Genomic DNA, 17,865 nt, shown 5'->3' with positions numbered 1-17,865 from the left:
GATTTGAGCAGCTTTTTTATATTATATATCTTTTTTAAGGATGGTGGATAAGTTGATCGAAATCAGAAATTTAGATAAGGAATATAAAAACGATAAAGGCGATATTATCAGGGCGATAGAGAATTTAAATTTGAAAGTAAATAGCGGTGAGATCTTTGGGATTATTGGTCCCAGTGGGGCCGGCAAGAGTACTCTGATCCGCTTATTGAATTTACTGGAAAAACCAACAGCTGGGTCAATCGAGATTGATGGTGTTGACCTGACTGAACTGGATAATAAGAGGCTCCGGGAAACCAGACAGAAAATCGGGATGATTTTCCAAAACTTTAATCTGCTTTCGACCAAGACTGTTAAGGAAAATATTATTTTTCCTTTAAAAATAGCTGGTAAAAATAAAAGTTTTCGGAGAAAAAGGGCTGAAGAGTTAATGGAATTAGTTGATCTGTCAGATCGGGCCGATCATTACCCGGCTCAGCTATCTGGAGGTCAGAAACAGCGGGTTGGAATAGCCAGGGCTTTAGCCAATGAACCGAAGTTATTGCTTTCAGATGAGGCCACATCTTCTCTGGACCCGGATAGCACTGAATCAATTTTGAATCTACTTAGAGATATCCAGAAAGAGATGGATCTGACAGTGGTCTTAATAACCCATGAGATGGGGGTTATTAAGGAGATCTGCGATCAGGTGGCAGTTATTGAACAGGGCAACCTAATCGAGCAGGGTAATGTCCTTGATATCTTTGCCAGACCTAAAACTGAGCTAACCAGGCGGTTTGTTAGTTCTGTCTTTGATTATAATCTACCTCCTAGAATTATTGAAGATATTGAAAATGGCGATGCCGGCAGGTTAGTCAGGGTCTCTTTTATTGAGGAAGGAACAGATAAACCAATAATTTCTAAGATGATTAGAAAATTTGATATAGATGCCAATATCTTATATGGCAGTATCGATGAGATACGATCTATCCCTTTCGGGACGCTGGTCTTAAAGCTTGATGGCAAGGAGTCCAGAATTGAACAGGGGATTGAATTTTTGCAGAAAAAAGACTTAATTGTGGAGGTTATTAATGATGGCTGAATTATACGAACTGATAAGTCCCAACGGCCAGTTGATCTGGTCCGGGCTTGTTGAAACATTATATATGGTTGGGCTCTCTCTTTTATTTGGTGTTCTAGGCGGGTTCCCAATAGGTGTAATGACAACGATAACAAGACAGAAACATATTTTACCTAATAAATTTTTGAATCTGATTTTTGAGGGAATTATCAACCTGGGCAGATCAATTCCATTTATAATTTTGATGGTGGCAATAATACCCTTTACCCGATGGGTTGTAGGCACATCTATCGGGACAACTGCTGCTGTGGTACCTCTCTCTGTGGCGGCTATTCCCTTTATGGCCAGGGTTGTTGATAATGCCTTACTGGAAATTGACCCTGGAGTTATTGAAGCTGCAAAGTCTATGGGGGCATCAAAATTACAGATAGTACTGATGGTGCTTTTGCCTGAAGCATTATCTACTGTTGTTTTAGGAATCACCCTAACTGGAATCAGCCTGGTTGGATATTCAGCCATGGCTGGTGCCGTTGGAGGAGGTGGTTTAGGTGATATCGCCGTTAGGTATGGTTATCAGAGATTCCAATTAGGCATAATGATTGAGACGATAGTTATTTTAGTTATTTTAGTCCAGATAATCCAATTTACAGGCAATAGAATCGCCAATATATTTGATCATAAAAATTAAAAGGAGATGAAAATAATGATAAAAAAGATAATTGCAGTATTCGTGTTGATTGGTCTTGTAATCGGTGGAAGTCAGTTAGTTATCAATAATAATGTCAGGGCAAATGAAGTATTAGAGGTTGGAGCAACTCCACTACCCCATGCAGAATTATTAGAACAGGTTAGGCCTGTACTTTTAGAGCAGGGGATTGAGCTCGAGATTGTTGAATTCACCGATTATGTTGCCCCAAACCTGGCATTAGATGATGGCAGTATAGATTTAAACTTCTTTCAGCACGAGCCTTATTTAAACCAATTTAGTTCTGATCATGGCCTTGATTTAGTATCAGTTGGAGCTATCCATGTTGAACCGATTGGGCTTTATTCCAATAATTATAATGATATCGATGATTTGTCTGAAGGAGCACTTATCGGGATACCTAATGATCCATCCAATGAGGGCCGGGCATTGATATTGCTCCATAATGAGGGATTAATTGAACTTGAGGACCCTGAAGACTTAAATGCAACCCCTCTGGATATAGTTGATAACCCGCTTAACCTTGAATTCAGGGAGTTAGAGGCAGCATTATTGCCAAGATCCCTTGATGACCTTGATGGGGCAGTTATCAATACAAATTACGCTTTAGAGGCTGACTTAAACCCATTAGAAGATTCTCTGATTATTGAAGGCGATGAATCACCTTATAGTAATGTCTTAGTCGTAAGGGCCGAAGATGAGGAGGATGATGATAGGATTCAGGCCCTGTTAGAAGTTCTCCAGAGTGAAGAGATTAGAGAGTTTATCCTGGAGGAGTATGAAGGTTCTGTTGTACCAGTATTTTAATTAGATAATTGGCCACAGGGTAAATAATCCTCCCTGTGGCTTTTTTAATATTTACTTTAATGAATGACCTGGACCAGTAGCTGGAAAGCGATCAATTGTCTTCAGCCGGGCTGGAATGCAATGACTACAATCTACCGGATTTTCATCTGTACAGATTTTATCTGGATATAATTGATAATTTGCCCTGTATTCTCTCGGGGTAACATTAGGCATCATTACATTAGCACCTTTCTGGAGAGCCTTCTCTCTGCCCTTGCTATCAACAGTTCCTAAAGCTGTTGTTGCTGGTAGATGGGCTTTGGGCAGAATTATTCTTGTTAAGGCCAGCATTTTTAAGGTCAGTTCAAAAGAACCGTTATCTTCACCAGCCAGCGGGGTGTTGGGGTTCATTAAGAATGGGCCAAGCCCGACCATATCTAAATCCAGCTTTTTATAGAGCCTGAGATCATCTGCCAGGTTCTGGACTGACTGATCCGGCAGACCAATCAGAGAACCACTTCCTAATTGATAGCCTGACTCTTTAAGCCAGTATAAATTATCTATTCGATTCTGAAAGTTCCCGACAGGATGCAATTTTTCATATAACTGAGGGTCAGAGGTCTCAAAACGGAGCAGGTATCTATCGGCTCCAGCCTGACGCCATTCCTGATACTCCTCTTTAGTTCTTTCTCCTAAAGATAATGTTATAGCCAGGTCAGTCTTTTCTTTGATCTCTTTAACTATTTCAGCAATTATTTCCAGGGTAAAATGATTATCTTCCCCGGATTGGAGAACAACTGTACCGTAGCCTAATTCTTCAGCTGTTAAGGCTGCTGAAATAATTTCTTTCTGGCTTAAGCGGTATCTTTCTGGATTTTTATTTTCTTTACGAAGTCCACAATAATAGCAGCTTCTGTTACAGTAATTTGAGAATTCTATAAGGCCCCTTAAGTGAACACCATCTCCATGATATTTCTGCCTGATTTCATCAGCAGTTTTAAAAAGATTCTGATTATAGCAATCATTGCTTAGAATTAATTCAAGATTATCTAAAACCTGGAGTTGATCATTAAAATTAATTGGCTGCATAATTGATTTCCACCTCATCTAAAAAGGGCTGGATAGCTCGATCCAGTATCCCCATCTTCCAGGCTATCAGGATACCATAATTAATGACTGGTACTCTCGCATTCCTGGCATCTCTAATTCTGCTGGTAACTTCCTGTTGATTGATCATACAGCCACCGCAGAAAACGGCAAGATCATATTTATCAATCTCTGCTGGAAAGTCCTGTCCTGCATAATGGGTAAAGTTTAAGTTTCCTCCTGCTATTTCTTCAAGCCAGCCTGGAATTTTTACTGTTCCTATATCTTCATGGCGTTTCCGGTGGGTACAGGCTTCCGCAACCAGAATTTCCATACCAGGTTTTAATTTCTTTAAGTAATTTACTCCCTGGAGATAGCTATTTAAGTCTCCTTTATACCGGGCAAATAATATTGAAAAACCAGTCAGGAGAATATTATCAGGAACTAATTTACTTACCTGGGCAAAGGCCTGGGAATCAGTAACTGCCAGTGCTGGAGGTTTTTTCAAATTTACCAGGGCAGATTTAATTGAATCTGGTCGGACGACTAAAACCTGGGCTCTATTATCCAGAATTCGTCTTAAAGTCTGCATCTGAGGCAGAATCAATCTATCCTTTGGCGCCCCACTATCTATCGGAATTATTAATAGAACCAGATCGTCTGGCTGAATTAGATCCCCGATTAATCTCTTTGCCGCAGCTTCTAGATTATTATTTTCACCGGCCAGTGAAGCCAGGGCCTTTAGAATTTCTTCTCGCTCATTATTACTATAATTTTCAGCTATAATAATTTTTTCTGGAGAGAAATCACCAAAGGCTGCTGATATCTCAGCTTTTGAAAGATCGAGATTATCTATATTATTAAAGATAATCAAATAAGGGATTGAATTCTCTTCAAGCCTGGAAATAAGGTCTTTTTCATATTCTAAATCTTTCAGGTTATTAATTATCATCAGGGCCAGATCTGTCTTTCTGATAACTCTGAGGGTCTTCTCGACCCTTTTGCTGCCTAGATTGCCTCTATCATCAATACCAGCAGTGTCGATAAAAATCACCGGCCCTAAAGGCAGAACTTCCATGGATTTATAAACAGGATCAGTTGTTGTGCCTGGTATTTCTGAGACCAGGGCCAGGTCCTGATCTGTTAAAAAGTTTATCATCGTTGATTTACCTGCATTTCTTTTGCCAAAGACTGCTATATGGGGTCTTTCAGCTGTTGGTGTTGAATTAAAAGTAGAGGTCATATTTATCATCCTTTAATTGGTCTAATTTATTACTGATTTTATTTGCCAGTGCCTGATTTTTCTCTCTGACTTCATTGATTTTTTGATCGATTAATTTAAAGCCATCAGCCTGTAACTGTTCTGATCCATAATTTATTAGATATTCTGCCAGGGTTAATAATGCATTGGCCTGGCAATAGGGTTTGATATCTCCTAGTTTGGCCAGTTCCATGAAATCTCTGCCTGTCCTGGCCTGCCGGTAACAGGATGTACAGAAACTTGGCAGATAACCTGCCTGGACTGCCTCTGTAACAATCTCTTCTAAATTTCGGTTATCATAGAGTTTGAACTGGCCAGTTTCTTCAGCCTTATCGTTATAACCACCTGGAGAAGTACAGGAGCCAGCACTGATCTGGGAGATGCCATATTTAAATAGCTTATTTCTTAACTGGACTGGCTCTCTTGTAGAGAGAATCATGCCTGTATAGGGCAGGGCCATTCTAATTATAGCTATCAACAGCTTAAAATCATCATCGCTGACTGGATAGGGGGCCTCTTTGATTTTAGCGCCAGCAGCTGGTTTAAACCTGGGCACAGAGATTGTATGGGGACCGACTCCATACTTTTTATCAAGATAATTGGCATGTCTTAACATGGCCAGAACTTCATATTTAAAATCATAGAGACCAAACAAAACTCCGATGCCATAATCATCTATTCCACCTTTAACTGCTCGATCCATAACCTCCAGCCGCCAGTCGAAATCCTGCTTTTTCCCTGAAAGATGCATCTGATTGTAGGTTGGTAGATGATAGGTCTCCTGGAAACAGGTGTAAGTTCCAATTTTAGAGTTAGAAACCCTTGCAAACTCCTCTTCTGTAAGTGGGGCTATCTCAAGGTTTATTCTTTTGACTTCTTCTCCTGGATTATCGCCATCAACTGCATAGATCTTATCAATCTTATCTAGAAGATCGTCAATATTAGAAGAATTCCTCTCACCTGTTAGAATCAGCAATCTTTTCTGGCCTGTATTTAATAATTCTTTAACTTCGTTCTTAATCTCTGATTCTGAAAGTTCTTTTCTGTTCAATTCTTTATTTGGAGCCCGGTAACCACAATAGAGACAGTTATTACTGCAATAGTTATCCAGATATAAAGGAGCAAAAACTACCAGCCTTTTGCCATAGATCTCCTCTTTGATTTTACCGGCAGTTTCAAGCAGTTTCACGATTTTTTTAGGGCTTTCTATCTTTAAAAGCCTGGCCACCTCTAGCTCATTTAAACCTTCCAGCTTTAAAGCTTTAGTAATTATCTGCTCAAATTCATTAGCATCTGGAGGATTGGTATCTGCAAGGACCTGTTCTATATTATTTAGCTCTAATATTTCTCTTAATGGTTTAGTCATTGATATCACCGACTTCTACTGAAGTAAGAGTTGATTTGATTGAAACTCCTGGCAGATTACCGATTTTACCTGTCATCCCAGCCACCTGGTCTGGGGTTCCTTCAACTATTAATGATAACATAGAGAGATTATATTCCCTTGAAGGTATCCCCATCCGGCCAAGGATTATATCTCCATAATCACTTAAAATCTTATTTAGTTTTTCAGCAACTTCTGTTCTATCTTTTATAACTATCCCGACAACACCAATTCTTTTAGAATTACTCATCTTCCCACCCTTTCATGTGAAAATTATAATATTATTATGTAAAAGAAAAACCCTGTTGGCTAACAGGGCGGGTAGAGTATAATATATGGTAGACTATTTACAGAGATAAGTCTCTGCAATTATAAACCGATATAAATCGCAAAGCCTGGATATCTAAAGACATAGATAAGACATAGATATCCCTGAAAATAGAGCCATAAGAATATTTCTACCCGATCCGGCGGATTGCTCCCCCTGAATCCGGAATTATTTGTGATATTTATATCATGTATTTATATTATAACTAACTATTATCAATAAGTCAATAGATATTAAAATATGTTCTAAATACAAGTATGTAACTTATTATGTGATTTTAAATATTAAATAGGTAATATCATCATCATTGTCACCATCACAAAAACTAGCAAAGTCTTTATTTAATGCTTCAGCTATTTTTTCAATTGACATATGAGTATTCTGGCTTATAATTTCATTATATTGATCACTGTATCTTGCTTTTGTATTAGTCTGCTCGCTAAGGCCATCAGTTGATAAAAATATTATTGAACCTGAAGATAGGTCAACTTTTACATTTTTATAATCAATTGCATCTGATGATATCATTTTTGAAATAGGCAGGTTTCCAGCAGGAAGTTCTTTAACAGCTTCATTAAAAATAACTGGTGGTATATGAGAGCCTGCACTACTATAAACCATCTGGTTTTCTTCAGTATCAATAATTCCAAGATTAATCGTTACAAAATAATCATCAGGGAAGTTTTCTTCCAAATTCTGTTCATAAATAAACTTCAATAATTCTTTAGGATCTGGTACTTTATCAGCAGGGAGAAGTTTTACATAAGTATTAATTGTACTTTTAACAAAAGAACTCATCATCGCTGCATCAAGGCCATGTCCTGTAATATCAATAATATAATATAACAGTTTGTTATCACTAAGTTTTATAAAATTATAGAAATCCCCACCTATTTCATTTGCAGGTTTATAATAGGCATAAATATCAAGACCATTGAGCTTAGGTAAACTAATCGGCAATCTCTTTTCATGTAAATCTTTTGCATTATTTATTTCCTGATCAAGTCTCTCTTTAGTTTTCAATAGCTTAAATTCTGATGCTTTTCTTTTTGATATGTCTTGAATAAACACAAATTCATGCTCTTGATCTTTATAGCTAAAATACTGACTTGTTATTTCAACTGGAAAACTACTTCCATCTTTTTTTATAAAATTTCTTTCATAAGTTATACTGCCCTCTTCTTTTATTTTATTCCAAAATTTATTTCTAGGAACAAATTCCTCAGTAAATATAAAATTTGCTACAGATGAACCTATAAACTCTTCTTTTGAATAATTTAATTTAGTAAGTGCTGTCTGGTTAGCATATTCAACTTTTCCTTCAGGTGATACCCTCAATATTAATAGATCTGCGTTATCAACAAAAAATTTATTCATTTCAAGTAATTTTTTCTGTTTTAAATACTCTGTTATATCTCTATAAAAACTTACAGACCCATGGATATTATTATTGTCATCTAACATAGGATAACTATATACTTCTAGTTGCTTTGTTTGATTACTCTGTTCTATGCTAGTAATTGTTTTTTCTACTCTACCTGATTTAAAACTTTCTTCTGAGGGGCAGCTTTCACATCTAGTTTCTGAATCTTTTAAAACTTGATAGCAGTTCTCTCCGATTAATGATTTATCTAAAGAATACCACTCTTTTATTTTTGAATTGGCATAGCGAATTCTAAAATCAGAATCTAAAACTATAATTCCATCCTGGATACTTTCAAGGGTGCTACTAAATAACAGATTCTTATCTTTGATTTTTTGTTGAGAATAAACTCTATTTAAAGCTGATTTGGTACTGGCAATAAGAATTTCAGCCAGTTCTAAATCTCTCCTGTTAAATGCATTTTTTTGTAAAGAAACGGCCTGAAAGACCCCGATACCACCAATTGGTATAGTTATAGCTGATTTATAGCTATTTTTAATTGGATTTGCATCAGGCTCTTTTGCTGAATCTATAGTCAAATAACTTTGATTATTTTTATAAGCTTTACCTAAAATCCCATGATCTATAGATACATCTTGCAATTTTATTTTATCAGAAGTTGCAATTGCAACTAATTTATCATCTTTAGCTAATCTAATACTACTTAAGTCTAGAGACAAAATGTTTTTAGCTGAATTAAGGGTCTTTTCACAGATCTCTTTTTCATTATTTATTTCATGAAATTCAACTGCAACTTTATTTAACTCTTTAATTTTTAATTCCTGGGTTTTTCTTTTAGTTATGTCATAAATATTACCGTGCCAGATTATACTCTCATCATCCAGTTTTTCTGGCATTGCAATAGATTCTATCCATCTTACATTTTGATCTGGCAAAATAATCCTTAGCTCTTCACTCCAGACTGAGAGGTTTTTGGCAGATTTATTAAGTTCCTGGACTATTCGATCATAATCTTTATTATGAACATAAGAAAGAGCCTTATCAGGATTGTCTTTTGTTTCTTTATAAGAAATGCCTAAAAGTTCTTTTATACCTTCTGAGATATAGGGAAAAGTATAAGAATCATCAGGAAGTAATTTGAATTGATATGTCATCCCTGGAGATTTATTAACTAGTTTATCTAATAATTCTTTTAATTGCTCAATTTCTTCCCTACTTTCTTGATATGCTATATTTTTAATACATTCAATTATCCTAATAATATCGCCGTTTTCATCAAAGATTGGGGCAGTAATTGATTTTATATAGGTATCCTTTTCAGGAATGTACTTTTCAACTGATTCTAATTTTTTACTCTTTAGAGTTTGTTTTGCTGCACAGATATCACATTCAGAATCTCTTCCTATTAATTCATAACATTTTTTACCTACAACTTTTTCCTTGGATAAATCTAAATAATCATAGCCTGCCTGATTATACATATCTATAGTATGATCTGGATATTGAATACCTATAATTTCATCAACACTATCGATAATTTTTTTAAAAGCTAAATTATTATTCATGCCAGTAACACCATCCTATAGCTATAATTTAAAACAGATTCAAATATTAAAGCTGTGTAACAATACTTTGATAATTTTCGAACATTTTAATATAAAAAAAACTGGTCCAGGGACCAGTTGATTGATGCTTTGAATTTCTAAAGCAGCAACCAGGCAGTCTTATTAAGACATAAGATCCAGGGTTTTGCGTCCCTGTTTCACAACAGGTTTGCCAATATTTGCATGTTGACTGGTACTATAGTACCATCAATATTGAATAAAGTCAAGATATTTTTTCTGCATATACAAATAATCTTTAAAATAAAGTAAATTTTATTAATACAGCAGATCAAGATCAGGTTTCTCAATACAGTAATACAGAGACCAGATGCTAAGATGCTGTGAAATCGTAAGCAGCAAAGCCGGATATGATCTAAAATATAATGCTATTGCCCATAAAAGCAAGAAGGCAAATTGATACATGGCATTATCTGTGTATTTAAAAGCTCCCTCTTTGACCAGTCCCATCTTCCGATACTTCACCCTAAAATGATCGCCACCTAAAGCCCGAATTAAGCCAAAATATCTCAGGACTGACCAGAGTGTATAGCCAGCCGGAATTATAAGTAATATGGCCAGAAATCTGGCAAAGAACAAATTAATATTTAATGTATTCTGACTGGCTCTGGCAAGAGCCATGACGGTAAATGGACGGGCAGCTAAAAACGGGAAAAAGATGATCCCCCAGACCAGTAAGTCCAGCCGGCCAAACAGCCTGGTAAATAAAGCCTGCCCAAGCTGCAACCTAAAAACCAGAGCTACAATAATTTGATGGAAGAAAAATACCATTATTCCAAGTATAAGCCAGGTTCTATCAGATTGACCTAGCCAACTTCCCTGACTTAAAGCTGTTTCTGCTAAAAACCAGGTTATTGCAGCTATAATTATTTGAAATACCAGATGGATAAACTGGCCCTTAAAAAGATAGTTTAATGAGGAAGCTTCTTCAATGATAATTTTATCTGGTTCCATTAAAATCCCCCTTCTATATTTATAGCACTTCTATCTTCTAGTTACTAAAGCAATCGTCTCTGACTGATTTGAATAACTCTTACCAGTCAGATCAGAATAAAATTCATGATCTTTAAACCCATGGCTATCCAGTAGTGTTACTGCTGAATCCCTGGTATAAAAATGATCATAAATTCTATATAAGTTAATCTCTCCAGACTCAGTCATTACAATAGTCTGATCCAGAAAAGTATCATTCTTTTGATAGAGGAAGGTTTCTGTCAGTGCAAGGTGGGGCTCAGGATGCCAGAACCCTCCGTCATTGATTTCCCAGCTCCTTCTTGTTGAGCTTTCATCTCGATTCTTATCTGAAAAGACATCAAAAATAAAAAGGCCTCCAGGTTTTAATGCCTGATAAACCCTATTTAAAAGGTGGTCTCTTTCTTTATCTGTCAGAGCCCCTAGATCACAGTAGATCAGCATAATTACATCAAACTCTTCCTGATAATCGATCTCTAAGTAGTTCTGATAAATATATTCGATCTCTAAACCCTCTGCTGCAGCCTCTTCCCTGGCATAATCTATCGATCTCCTGGAATAATCAATCCCGGTAACTCTGTAGCCAGCCCTGGCCAGCTCAGCAGCGTATAATCCAGGGCCACAGCCAAGATCCAGAAGTCCTGTCCCATGAGCATGATCAGGCAAAATCTCTTCAACAAGCCAGTTAATTGAGCTGGAAATCGTTTCAAAGTTCCTGCTGGCAGCATCACAATCAGGATCAAGGTGAGCATTAAGCATCTGTTTAGAGATATGCCAGTCGTCCCAGAAATCTAGATCAGACCTTGTAAATATCTCCGGCTTCTTAGAAAGTTCTAGCAATTTTTTGATATTCATCTTTATCTCACTCCATAATAAGTTATTTTTGAAGATACCTTTCCTCCAATCTCTCCCCGGTATCTCCTCGGTACCACCCCAGTACCAACCCAGTATCAACCCAGTACCAACCCAGTTTCAATTCTATTACAGCGTATCTTTGATTAAATATTATCCAAATAATGATTTGTACCTGAATATATTCAGGTTAAATATTAGATTATTACAGTTATATTATATAATTTTAGACTGGAAAAGTAACCACCTATTCGTATGGCTATTGATATTGACTTAATTGATTTAATATGATATATTAAAAATATCAATGAACATAAATTAAATTCATTCATACATTATATAATTGGAGGTGGCCAGAATGCCCAAGGCCTTTAGCGAAGCTGAAAAGAACATGATAAATGATAAGTTGATTGAGGCTGGTCAGGAATTATTTAGCAGGTTTGGCCTTAAAAAGACTGGAATCAAAGATATAACTGAAGCTGCAGGAATCTCCCAGGGCTCATTCTATTCATTTTACAGCTCAAAGGAGGAATTATATTTTACAATTTTAGAGGCAGAGGAAGAAAAAATCCAGAAAGAAATATTGGATTCGAATATTTTTAAAGGCGAAATTACAGCTCAAAGCTTTAAAGATTTTCTGATGAAGGGTTTTCAGCTGATCGATAAAAATCAACTGATCAAGAGGCTATATCAAAATCAGCGAGAATATCAGCAGATAGTTAGGAAACTACCTGAAGAAAAAATTGAAGATCATATTAAAAGTGATACTGAAAAATTAATGCCCCTTATCACCTCTCTTCAGGAGAAGGATAAAATGATCGAGGAAAAACCAGAAGTTATTTCAGGTTTATTGAGATCTCTATTTCTTTTAACCCTCCATCGTGAGGAGATTGGCGAAGAGATCTATCCTGATACGATTGAACTTTTAATTGACTTAATTAGCAGAGGATTAATCAAGGAATAGGAGCTGATTTGATGATTGAGGTTAAAGATTTAACCTATAGTTACCCTGGTGCTGACAGGCCGGCAATTAAAGATTTGAATTTCAGGATTGACAGAAGTGAGATCTTTGGCTTTTTAGGGCCTTCAGGGGCTGGAAAAAGCACAACCCAGAAGATTATTACCGGTATTCTAAAGGATTATCAGGGCTCGGTGCAGGTCAATGGCCAGGAGATTGCTGGCATCAAAAATGACTTTTTTGAAAATATCGGGGTATCCTTTGAGCTGCCCAATCTTTATAACCGGTTTACTGCCAGGGAGAACCTGGAGTTTTTTGCCGGGCTATTTGCAAAGGAATGCGAACCGGCTCTTGAATTGCTCGAGCTGGTCGGCCTGGCTGAGGTTGCTGATGAACCAGTCAAGAACTTCTCCAAGGGAATGAAGATGCGGTTAAATCTCTGCCGGGCCTTTTTAAATAAACCGGCTATCCTTTTTCTGGATGAACCGACATCAGGCCTGGACCCAATGAATAGAAAAAATGTCAGGAAACTGATTCAGGAAAAGAAAGACCAGGGCCAGACTGTCTTTATTACCACCCACGATATGCTGGCAGCTGATGAACTCTGTGACCGGATAGCCTTTATTGTCGATGGGAAAATTGCAATTATTGACTCCCCACGAGAATTAAAATTGCATCATGGCAGAAAGCAGATTGAAATTGGTTACAAGAATAACGGAAACCTGATTGAAAGCCAGTTTGATCTAAAAGGGCTATGGAGCAATCAGGAATTTATTGAGCTATTAAAGGAAGACAGAATCGAGACGATCCACAGCCAGGAAGCCAGTCTGGAAGATGTCTTTATCAGGATAACCGGGAGGGAATTAAGATGAGAATCCTGACAGCCTTTAAGCAGGACCTCAAATTCCAGTTCAGGCATAAGTTTTATCATGCCTACCTGATTGTCAGTATTATCTATATTGCTCTATTATTGAGCCTGCCAGGAGATTTAAGGCCCTTTATTGCCGGCATTATCATCTTCTCTGACCCGGCCATGGTCGGATTTTTCTTTATCAGCGCAATTATCCTGCTGGAAAAGGGAGATCGAATTTTAGAAAGCCTCTTTATCACCCCTTTAAAGCTGGAGGAATATATTATAGCCAAGCTGACCTCCCTGGGAGTTCTCTCCCTTGTGACCAGTCTGATAATTGTTCTGATAACAATTGAAACCAGGGTCAACTATTTATTATTGATAATTGGAGTAATTCTAACAGCAGCTACCTTTACCCTCTTTGGTCTGGCGATTACTGCCTGGATTAAAACTGTCAATCAATTTCTGATAGTCTCGACTCTCTTTAGCATGATAGCTGTGCTACCTGTAATTGGCTATCTGGGCCTGACAGATAGCTGGATCTTTTATCTCTGGCCAAGTCAGCCTGCTCTATTAATGATCGGTGGAGCCCTAAATGGTGGCATCAGCAGTTATCATCTTATCTATAGCCTGATAGCCTTTGGAATCTGGTTATATTTAGGCTTAAACTGGTCACGGAGCTGGTTCTATAAATATATTATCTTAAAGATAGGTGATAAGTAATGAAGCGGGTCTATGTAATGTTAAAAGGAGACTTTAAAAATATTAGTAGAGATTTTATGCTGCTATTTATCCTGGTATCACCGGCAATTATAGCTATTGCATTTAGCTTGATTATCCCCTTTGCTGACATGATTTTAGCTGCTGAACTCGGATTCCAGCTTTCAGAGCATTATATTTTCATAATGGCCTTTATAATTATGCTGGTTCCTATGATGTACGGAATGATGATTGGTTTTATTATTTTAGAGGAGCGGGACGAAAATATTTTGAGCTATCTTTTCGTTACTCCTCTTTCTAAAGCTGAATATATCCTATACCGGACAGGACTTGCCATGGTGATGAGTACAGCCTTTAATATATTTATCCTCTACTTTTTAGATATAGTTGAGGTCAGATTGCTCCAGTCTCTGCCAGTTCTCCTGCTTTCAACTTTAAATGCTATTTTACTGGTGCTAATTATTTTAGTCTTTGCAGAAAATAAAGTTGAAGGTTTTGCTGTCACCAAGGGCTCTGGAATACTTTTTGTTGCACCTTTGATTGGATATCTCTTTGAGACTAACTTTAGATATCTGGCCGGAATTCTTCCACCATACTGGATTAGCGAGAGTTTTATCAGTATCTATACCGGCCAGGGTAATTATATTTTCTACCTGCTGGCCGGCCTGCTAGTTTATGGCAGCTGGATCTATCTGCTGACCAGAAAATTCAGTCGCATGATCAGCTAATATAAAAAGCCAGACTTTAAAACAGTCAGTAAAATCTATAAAATTTAAAAAATGCCGGCAGTTAACTGCCGGCTGCTCCAAAAATATTATTCTATTCCCTGGTTTTTATTTGCCTGACCGCTACTCCTTTAGATCTTTTAAATCGCTAATACAGGATTCGCAGACTAACTTTTCCTTGTAGTAAGTATTATTGCTAACATTACCACAGAAATGACAGCCTGACTCATATTTTTTAATAATAATTTTATCGCCATCTACATAAAATTCCATAGGATCCTTAACGTCTATGCCCATAGTATCTCTCAGCTCTTTAGGAATTACCGCTCTTCCAAGATCATCAACTTTTCTCACAATACCAGTGGATTTCATTTTATACACCTCCAAAATGTATTTTACAATTCTATTATACATCAATTTGTAGCGGTGGTAAAGTATTCTTTTGTGAGAAAATATTAAAATGATGATATAATTAATTTAAAGTACAGGCAGTTTTATGGTAAATCTATATAATTATAGTTTAAACAAACTGAAATTAGGTGATAATAATGGGCAAAAATTTATTAATTTTACCGAATCAGCTATTTGCTGAAGTTAAAGAGATGGAGATAGATAATCTGATTATTTATGAAGCTAGGAAGTATTTTACTGATTATAAATATAATCAGAAGAAACTCCTGCTCCACAGGGCTTCAATGAAGAATTTTCAGCAGAAAATTGAAACAGCACTACCTGGGACAGCTGTGAGATATTATGAATATGAGGCAAGTTTTGAAGAGATCTTCAGGAATTTAGATTCTTTGACTTTATTTGACCCGATTAATCAAGAGGTTAGAGTTGAGATAAAGGAGATTGCTGATAGCTATGGGATTAACTTAGATATTTTAGAGAGTCCAAATTTCTTGACTACCAGGGCTGAAAATGCTGAATACTTTGCTGATAATAAGTTTTTCCAGCATAAATATTACCAGATGCAGAGAAAGCGGCTGGGTATCTTAATCGATGAAGAAAACAAACCAGTTGGTGGTAAATGGAGTTTTGATTCTAAAAACAGAAAAAAGTTTCCTAAGGATGTTGAAATTCCAGGCCTGCCTGATTTTAATAATAAGTTTTTAGCTGAAGCTAAAGAATATGTTGCCGAGAATTTTGCTGATAACCCTGGGAATTTAGAGGATTTTGTCTATCCTGTAAGCCGGGAGGAGGCCAGAGAGCTTTTTACTGATTTTCTGGAGAATAAGCTTGAAAACTTTGGCGACTACCAGGATGGTTTTGAGAAGGAGATTGTATTTGGCTTCCATTCACTGATCTCTTCCAGTCTAAATATTGGCCTGCTGGATCCAGCAGAAGTAATTGATGAAGTTCTGAATTATTACCACAAAAACGAGAACAGTCTGCCTCTCTCCTCTGTGGAAGGCTTTATCCGTCAGGTTATCGGCTGGCGGGAATATGTCAGGGCCCTTTATGACCTGGAATATGAGAATCTGGTTGAAAGTGATTACTTTGGCCATTCCAGAGATTTTAATGACTCTTTCTATTACGGGGAGACAGGAATTGAGCCAGTCGATGATTCAATCAGAAAGGCTGTTAATTATGGCTACTGCCACCATATTGAGCGGCTCATGGTCCTGGGAAATTTCTTTCTACTCAATGAATTAAATAAGGATCAGGTCTTTACCTGGTTTATGGAGGTTTTTATTGATGCCTACGAGTGGGTTATGGCTGCCAATATCTATGGAATGAGCCAGTACTCCTATCCTGAAATGATGACCAAGCCCTATATCTCCTCCAGCAATTACATTTTAAAGATGAGCCATTACCAGGAGGGCGACTGGGCCGAGGTCTGGGATGGCCTCTACTGGCGTTTTCTTGATAAAAACAGGGATAAATTTAGTGATAATCCCAGGATGGGCCTGATGCTCTCAATTTTAGACAGGATGAACCAGGCTAAACTGAATAAACATCTGGAGATTGCTGATAATTACCTGTCAAACTCTATTGACTGAAATTTATAGCTAAAAATTTACTGTTTAGTTGATTGTTTAATCCTAGTTTTTGATTTTGCAGATAATCTTCTCGGCGATATTTTTCGATTCATCGGCTATATTTAAGACTTTATCTTTGCCGGCCTGACCTGCTTTTCTGGTGGCCTTCTTGCTGGCATTATAAACGCTTTTGGTAACTACTTTAGCTGATTTGCTTAAAACTCTGCCTAACATCAAGCAGGCCTCACCGCTGGCCGCCTTTCTAACTTTGGCCTTCTCCTCTTCCTGATGGAGAGGCTTTGAATATTTCTTGGCGATAACGCCAACCCTTAATGTTAGAAAAGTATTGGCTGAACCTCTGACAATGGAATTTATCATGACGACTGAGGCTGTATTGACCACTGGAACGAATCCGCCCAGGGAGCTGCCCAGGACTGATGCAATTATCGGCTCCAGCTGGTCTTCTAAAAGCTCAAGATCCTCTATCTCTCTGACGATAAAGACTGTGGCTGCCACATTAATATAGAGCTTAATAATCGATTTCAGGGTTGGCCGCTGATTATAGAGATGGGCAACCTGCCAGACCATTCTGATCTGGGCTATCAGGACGATAACAGCATCAAAGATTCCATTCTGGGAGATAGCGGTCGAGACAAAAACATAGCCAGAAATATCTTCGATTACCTGATTGGCCTGGCGATTTAAGTCTGACAGAGCTGTTTTGACTGCCTCTCTATCATTTGCCATACTATTTAGCTCTTCTGATATTTCAGCCAGGGCTGGATTTTTTATAAGCCGCTTTCTCAACAGAGCCAGGTAGCGATTATATTCCTCGCTATCCTCTTCTTCTGGCGGTTTTAGCTGGCCTGGCAGTTTTATGATATAAATGACTGGCAGGATGACTAAACCGAGAGAAACGGCTGTCAGGGCTATTAAAACGGACTGGCCAAAAACCGGGTTAATGGCTGCTGTTAAATTATAGATGGCATTGAGTTGATTGATTATAAAAATGACTGTAATTAGTGCAATAAATGTTATGATAGCGATTGTAAAGAACTTTAATTCTTTTTTCATCTTCTTCTCCTTAAAATTATTTTATGTAAATGCAAAAACCTCTGGTTGCTAAAAATATAATCCTGTAATATTATTATTCTAGACAAAAAAGGATTTTTCCTTTAAATTAATTTTGAAT

At 37.2% G+C, this 17,865-nt stretch carries 17 protein-coding genes and 1 riboswitch; of the genes, 8 read left to right on the top strand and 9 right to left on the bottom strand.

What is annotated here, in order from left to right; genetic code table 11:
- Positions 1-52: 52 nt before the first annotated feature.
- The 3 genes from I0Q91_RS02080 to I0Q91_RS02070 are packed head-to-tail and all read left to right on the top strand — an operon-like array spanning position 53 to position 2,570.
- Positions 53-1,078 carry a methionine ABC transporter ATP-binding protein gene (locus I0Q91_RS02080; protein ID WP_270452534.1) on the top strand — a complete coding sequence of 342 codons (1,026 nt, stop codon included), beginning with the start codon at positions 53-55 and terminating at the stop codon, positions 1,076-1,078.
- Positions 1,071-1,745 carry a methionine ABC transporter permease gene (locus I0Q91_RS02075; RefSeq protein WP_270452820.1) on the top strand — a complete coding sequence of 225 codons (675 nt, stop codon included), beginning with the start codon at positions 1,071-1,073 and terminating at the stop codon, positions 1,743-1,745. The genes I0Q91_RS02080 and I0Q91_RS02075 overlap by 8 nt, the downstream gene beginning before the upstream one ends.
- A gap of 15 nt (positions 1,746-1,760) precedes the next feature.
- On the top strand, positions 1,761-2,570 hold the full coding sequence (locus I0Q91_RS02070; protein ID WP_270452533.1) for a MetQ/NlpA family ABC transporter substrate-binding protein: 810 nt from the start codon (positions 1,761-1,763) through the stop codon (positions 2,568-2,570).
- A 51-nt stretch (positions 2,571-2,621) separates the two neighbouring features.
- Here the strand turns inward: I0Q91_RS02070 and hydE are convergent, their stop codons facing one another.
- From hydE to I0Q91_RS02035, 7 genes are all read right to left on the bottom strand, one after another.
- On the bottom strand, positions 2,622-3,638 hold the full coding sequence (gene hydE / locus I0Q91_RS02065; RefSeq protein WP_270452531.1) for a [FeFe] hydrogenase H-cluster radical SAM maturase HydE: 1,017 nt from the start codon (positions 3,636-3,638) through the stop codon (positions 2,622-2,624).
- Entirely contained in the window at positions 3,625-4,878 is a 1,254-nt protein-coding gene (gene hydF / locus I0Q91_RS02060; RefSeq protein ID WP_270452529.1) for a [FeFe] hydrogenase H-cluster maturation GTPase HydF, read from the bottom strand. The genes hydE and hydF overlap by 14 nt, the downstream gene beginning before the upstream one ends.
- A complete protein-coding gene (gene hydG, locus I0Q91_RS02055; protein ID WP_270452528.1) occupies positions 4,862-6,262 on the bottom strand; it encodes a [FeFe] hydrogenase H-cluster radical SAM maturase HydG in 1,401 nt (466 codons plus the stop codon). The genes hydF and hydG overlap by 17 nt, the downstream gene beginning before the upstream one ends.
- Positions 6,255-6,530, bottom strand: coding sequence for a TM1266 family iron-only hydrogenase system putative regulator (locus I0Q91_RS02050; RefSeq protein ID WP_270452527.1), 276 nt, complete (start codon positions 6,528-6,530; stop codon positions 6,255-6,257). Before I0Q91_RS02050 ends, hydG begins: the two co-directional genes overlap by 8 nt.
- A 345-nt stretch (positions 6,531-6,875) precedes the next feature.
- On the bottom strand, positions 6,876-9,557 hold the full coding sequence (locus tag I0Q91_RS02045; protein ID WP_270452526.1) for a PAS domain-containing protein: 2,682 nt from the start codon (positions 9,555-9,557) through the stop codon (positions 6,876-6,878).
- A gap of 141 nt (positions 9,558-9,698) precedes the next feature.
- Positions 9,699-9,780: riboswitch (cyclic di-GMP riboswitch) on the bottom strand.
- Positions 9,781-9,872: 92 nt separating this feature from the next.
- Positions 9,873-10,568, bottom strand: a complete 696-nt coding sequence (locus I0Q91_RS02040) for a methyltransferase (RefSeq protein WP_270452525.1) — start codon at positions 10,566-10,568, stop codon at positions 9,873-9,875.
- 30 nt (positions 10,569-10,598) lie between these two features.
- Positions 10,599-11,441 carry a class I SAM-dependent methyltransferase gene (locus I0Q91_RS02035; protein WP_270452524.1) on the bottom strand — a complete coding sequence of 281 codons (843 nt, stop codon included), beginning with the start codon at positions 11,439-11,441 and terminating at the stop codon, positions 10,599-10,601.
- A 355-nt stretch (positions 11,442-11,796) separates the two neighbouring features.
- Here I0Q91_RS02035 and I0Q91_RS02030 point away from each other — a divergent pair, with 355 nt between their 5' ends.
- From I0Q91_RS02030 to I0Q91_RS02015, 4 genes are read left to right on the top strand one after another with little or no spacing between them, the layout of a single operon-like run.
- Entirely contained in the window at positions 11,797-12,402 is a 606-nt protein-coding gene (locus I0Q91_RS02030; RefSeq protein ID WP_270452523.1) for a TetR/AcrR family transcriptional regulator, read from the top strand.
- A gap of 11 nt (positions 12,403-12,413) precedes the next feature.
- The gene (locus tag I0Q91_RS02025) at positions 12,414-13,268 is read left to right on the top strand and encodes an ABC transporter ATP-binding protein (protein WP_270452522.1); all 855 of its coding nucleotides are present in this window, start codon (positions 12,414-12,416) and stop codon (positions 13,266-13,268) included.
- The gene (locus I0Q91_RS02020; RefSeq protein ID WP_270452521.1) at positions 13,265-13,969 is read left to right on the top strand and encodes a fluoroquinolone export ABC transporter permease subunit; all 705 of its coding nucleotides are present in this window, start codon (positions 13,265-13,267) and stop codon (positions 13,967-13,969) included. The genes I0Q91_RS02025 and I0Q91_RS02020 overlap by 4 nt, the downstream gene beginning before the upstream one ends.
- 17 nt (positions 13,970-13,986) lie before the next feature.
- On the top strand, positions 13,987-14,694 hold the full coding sequence (locus tag I0Q91_RS02015) for an ABC transporter permease (protein WP_270452520.1): 708 nt from the start codon (positions 13,987-13,989) through the stop codon (positions 14,692-14,694).
- 120 nt (positions 14,695-14,814) lie between these two features.
- On the opposite strand, the gene I0Q91_RS02010 is transcribed toward I0Q91_RS02015, so the two are convergent.
- Positions 14,815-15,063: an AbrB/MazE/SpoVT family DNA-binding domain-containing protein gene (locus I0Q91_RS02010; protein ID WP_270452519.1), complete on the bottom strand. Its 249-nt coding sequence runs from the start codon at positions 15,061-15,063 to the stop codon at positions 14,815-14,817.
- A 176-nt stretch (positions 15,064-15,239) separates the two neighbouring features.
- Between I0Q91_RS02010 and I0Q91_RS02005 the strand changes: the two genes are divergently transcribed.
- Complete coding sequence (locus I0Q91_RS02005) at positions 15,240-16,694, top strand: cryptochrome/photolyase family protein (RefSeq protein WP_270452518.1); 1,455 nt, start codon at positions 15,240-15,242, stop codon at positions 16,692-16,694.
- Between the two features lie 42 nt (positions 16,695-16,736).
- Here the strand turns inward: I0Q91_RS02005 and I0Q91_RS02000 are convergent, their stop codons facing one another.
- Positions 16,737-17,747: a DUF697 domain-containing protein gene (locus tag I0Q91_RS02000; protein WP_270452517.1), complete on the bottom strand. Its 1,011-nt coding sequence runs from the start codon at positions 17,745-17,747 to the stop codon at positions 16,737-16,739.
- Positions 17,748-17,865: the final 118 nt, after the last annotated feature.

This window comes from Halonatronomonas betaini (genome assembly GCF_015666175.1).
Lineage (GTDB): Bacteria > Bacillota > Halanaerobiia > Halanaerobiales > Halarsenatibacteraceae > Halonatronomonas > Halonatronomonas betaini.
The sequence above is the reverse complement of the archived record's forward strand: the minus strand, read 5'-3'. Positions and strand labels throughout refer to the sequence as shown.

Excerpts from the sequence above, each read along its gene's own strand:
- I0Q91_RS02030 (WP_270452523.1), top strand. The coding sequence starts at position 11,797 with ATGCCCAAGGCCTTTAGCGAAGCTGAAAAGAACATGATAAATGATAAG.
- hydF (WP_270452529.1), bottom strand. The coding sequence starts at position 4,878 with ATGACCTCTACTTTTAATTCAACACCAACAGCTGAAAGACCCCATATA.
- I0Q91_RS02015 (WP_270452520.1), top strand. The coding sequence starts at position 13,987 with ATGTTAAAAGGAGACTTTAAAAATATTAGTAGAGATTTTATGCTGCTA.
- I0Q91_RS02070 (WP_270452533.1), top strand. The coding sequence starts at position 1,761 with ATGATAAAAAAGATAATTGCAGTATTCGTGTTGATTGGTCTTGTAATC.
- I0Q91_RS02035 (WP_270452524.1), bottom strand. The coding sequence starts at position 11,441 with ATGAATATCAAAAAATTGCTAGAACTTTCTAAGAAGCCGGAGATATTT.
- I0Q91_RS02025 (WP_270452522.1), top strand. The coding sequence starts at position 12,414 with ATGATTGAGGTTAAAGATTTAACCTATAGTTACCCTGGTGCTGACAGG.
- I0Q91_RS02045 (WP_270452526.1), bottom strand. The coding sequence starts at position 9,557 with ATGAATAATAATTTAGCTTTTAAAAAAATTATCGATAGTGTTGATGAA.
- I0Q91_RS02020 (WP_270452521.1), top strand. The coding sequence starts at position 13,265 with ATGAGAATCCTGACAGCCTTTAAGCAGGACCTCAAATTCCAGTTCAGG.
- hydE (WP_270452531.1), bottom strand. The coding sequence starts at position 3,638 with ATGCAGCCAATTAATTTTAATGATCAACTCCAGGTTTTAGATAATCTT.
- I0Q91_RS02005 (WP_270452518.1), top strand. The coding sequence starts at position 15,240 with ATGGGCAAAAATTTATTAATTTTACCGAATCAGCTATTTGCTGAAGTT.
- I0Q91_RS02075 (WP_270452820.1), top strand. The coding sequence starts at position 1,071 with ATGGCTGAATTATACGAACTGATAAGTCCCAACGGCCAGTTGATCTGG.
- hydG (WP_270452528.1), bottom strand. The coding sequence starts at position 6,262 with ATGACTAAACCATTAAGAGAAATATTAGAGCTAAATAATATAGAACAG.
- I0Q91_RS02000 (WP_270452517.1), bottom strand. The coding sequence starts at position 17,747 with ATGAAAAAAGAATTAAAGTTCTTTACAATCGCTATCATAACATTTATT.
- I0Q91_RS02050 (WP_270452527.1), bottom strand. The coding sequence starts at position 6,530 with ATGAGTAATTCTAAAAGAATTGGTGTTGTCGGGATAGTTATAAAAGAT.
- I0Q91_RS02010 (WP_270452519.1), bottom strand. The coding sequence starts at position 15,063 with ATGAAATCCACTGGTATTGTGAGAAAAGTTGATGATCTTGGAAGAGCG.
- I0Q91_RS02040 (WP_270452525.1), bottom strand. The coding sequence starts at position 10,568 with ATGGAACCAGATAAAATTATCATTGAAGAAGCTTCCTCATTAAACTAT.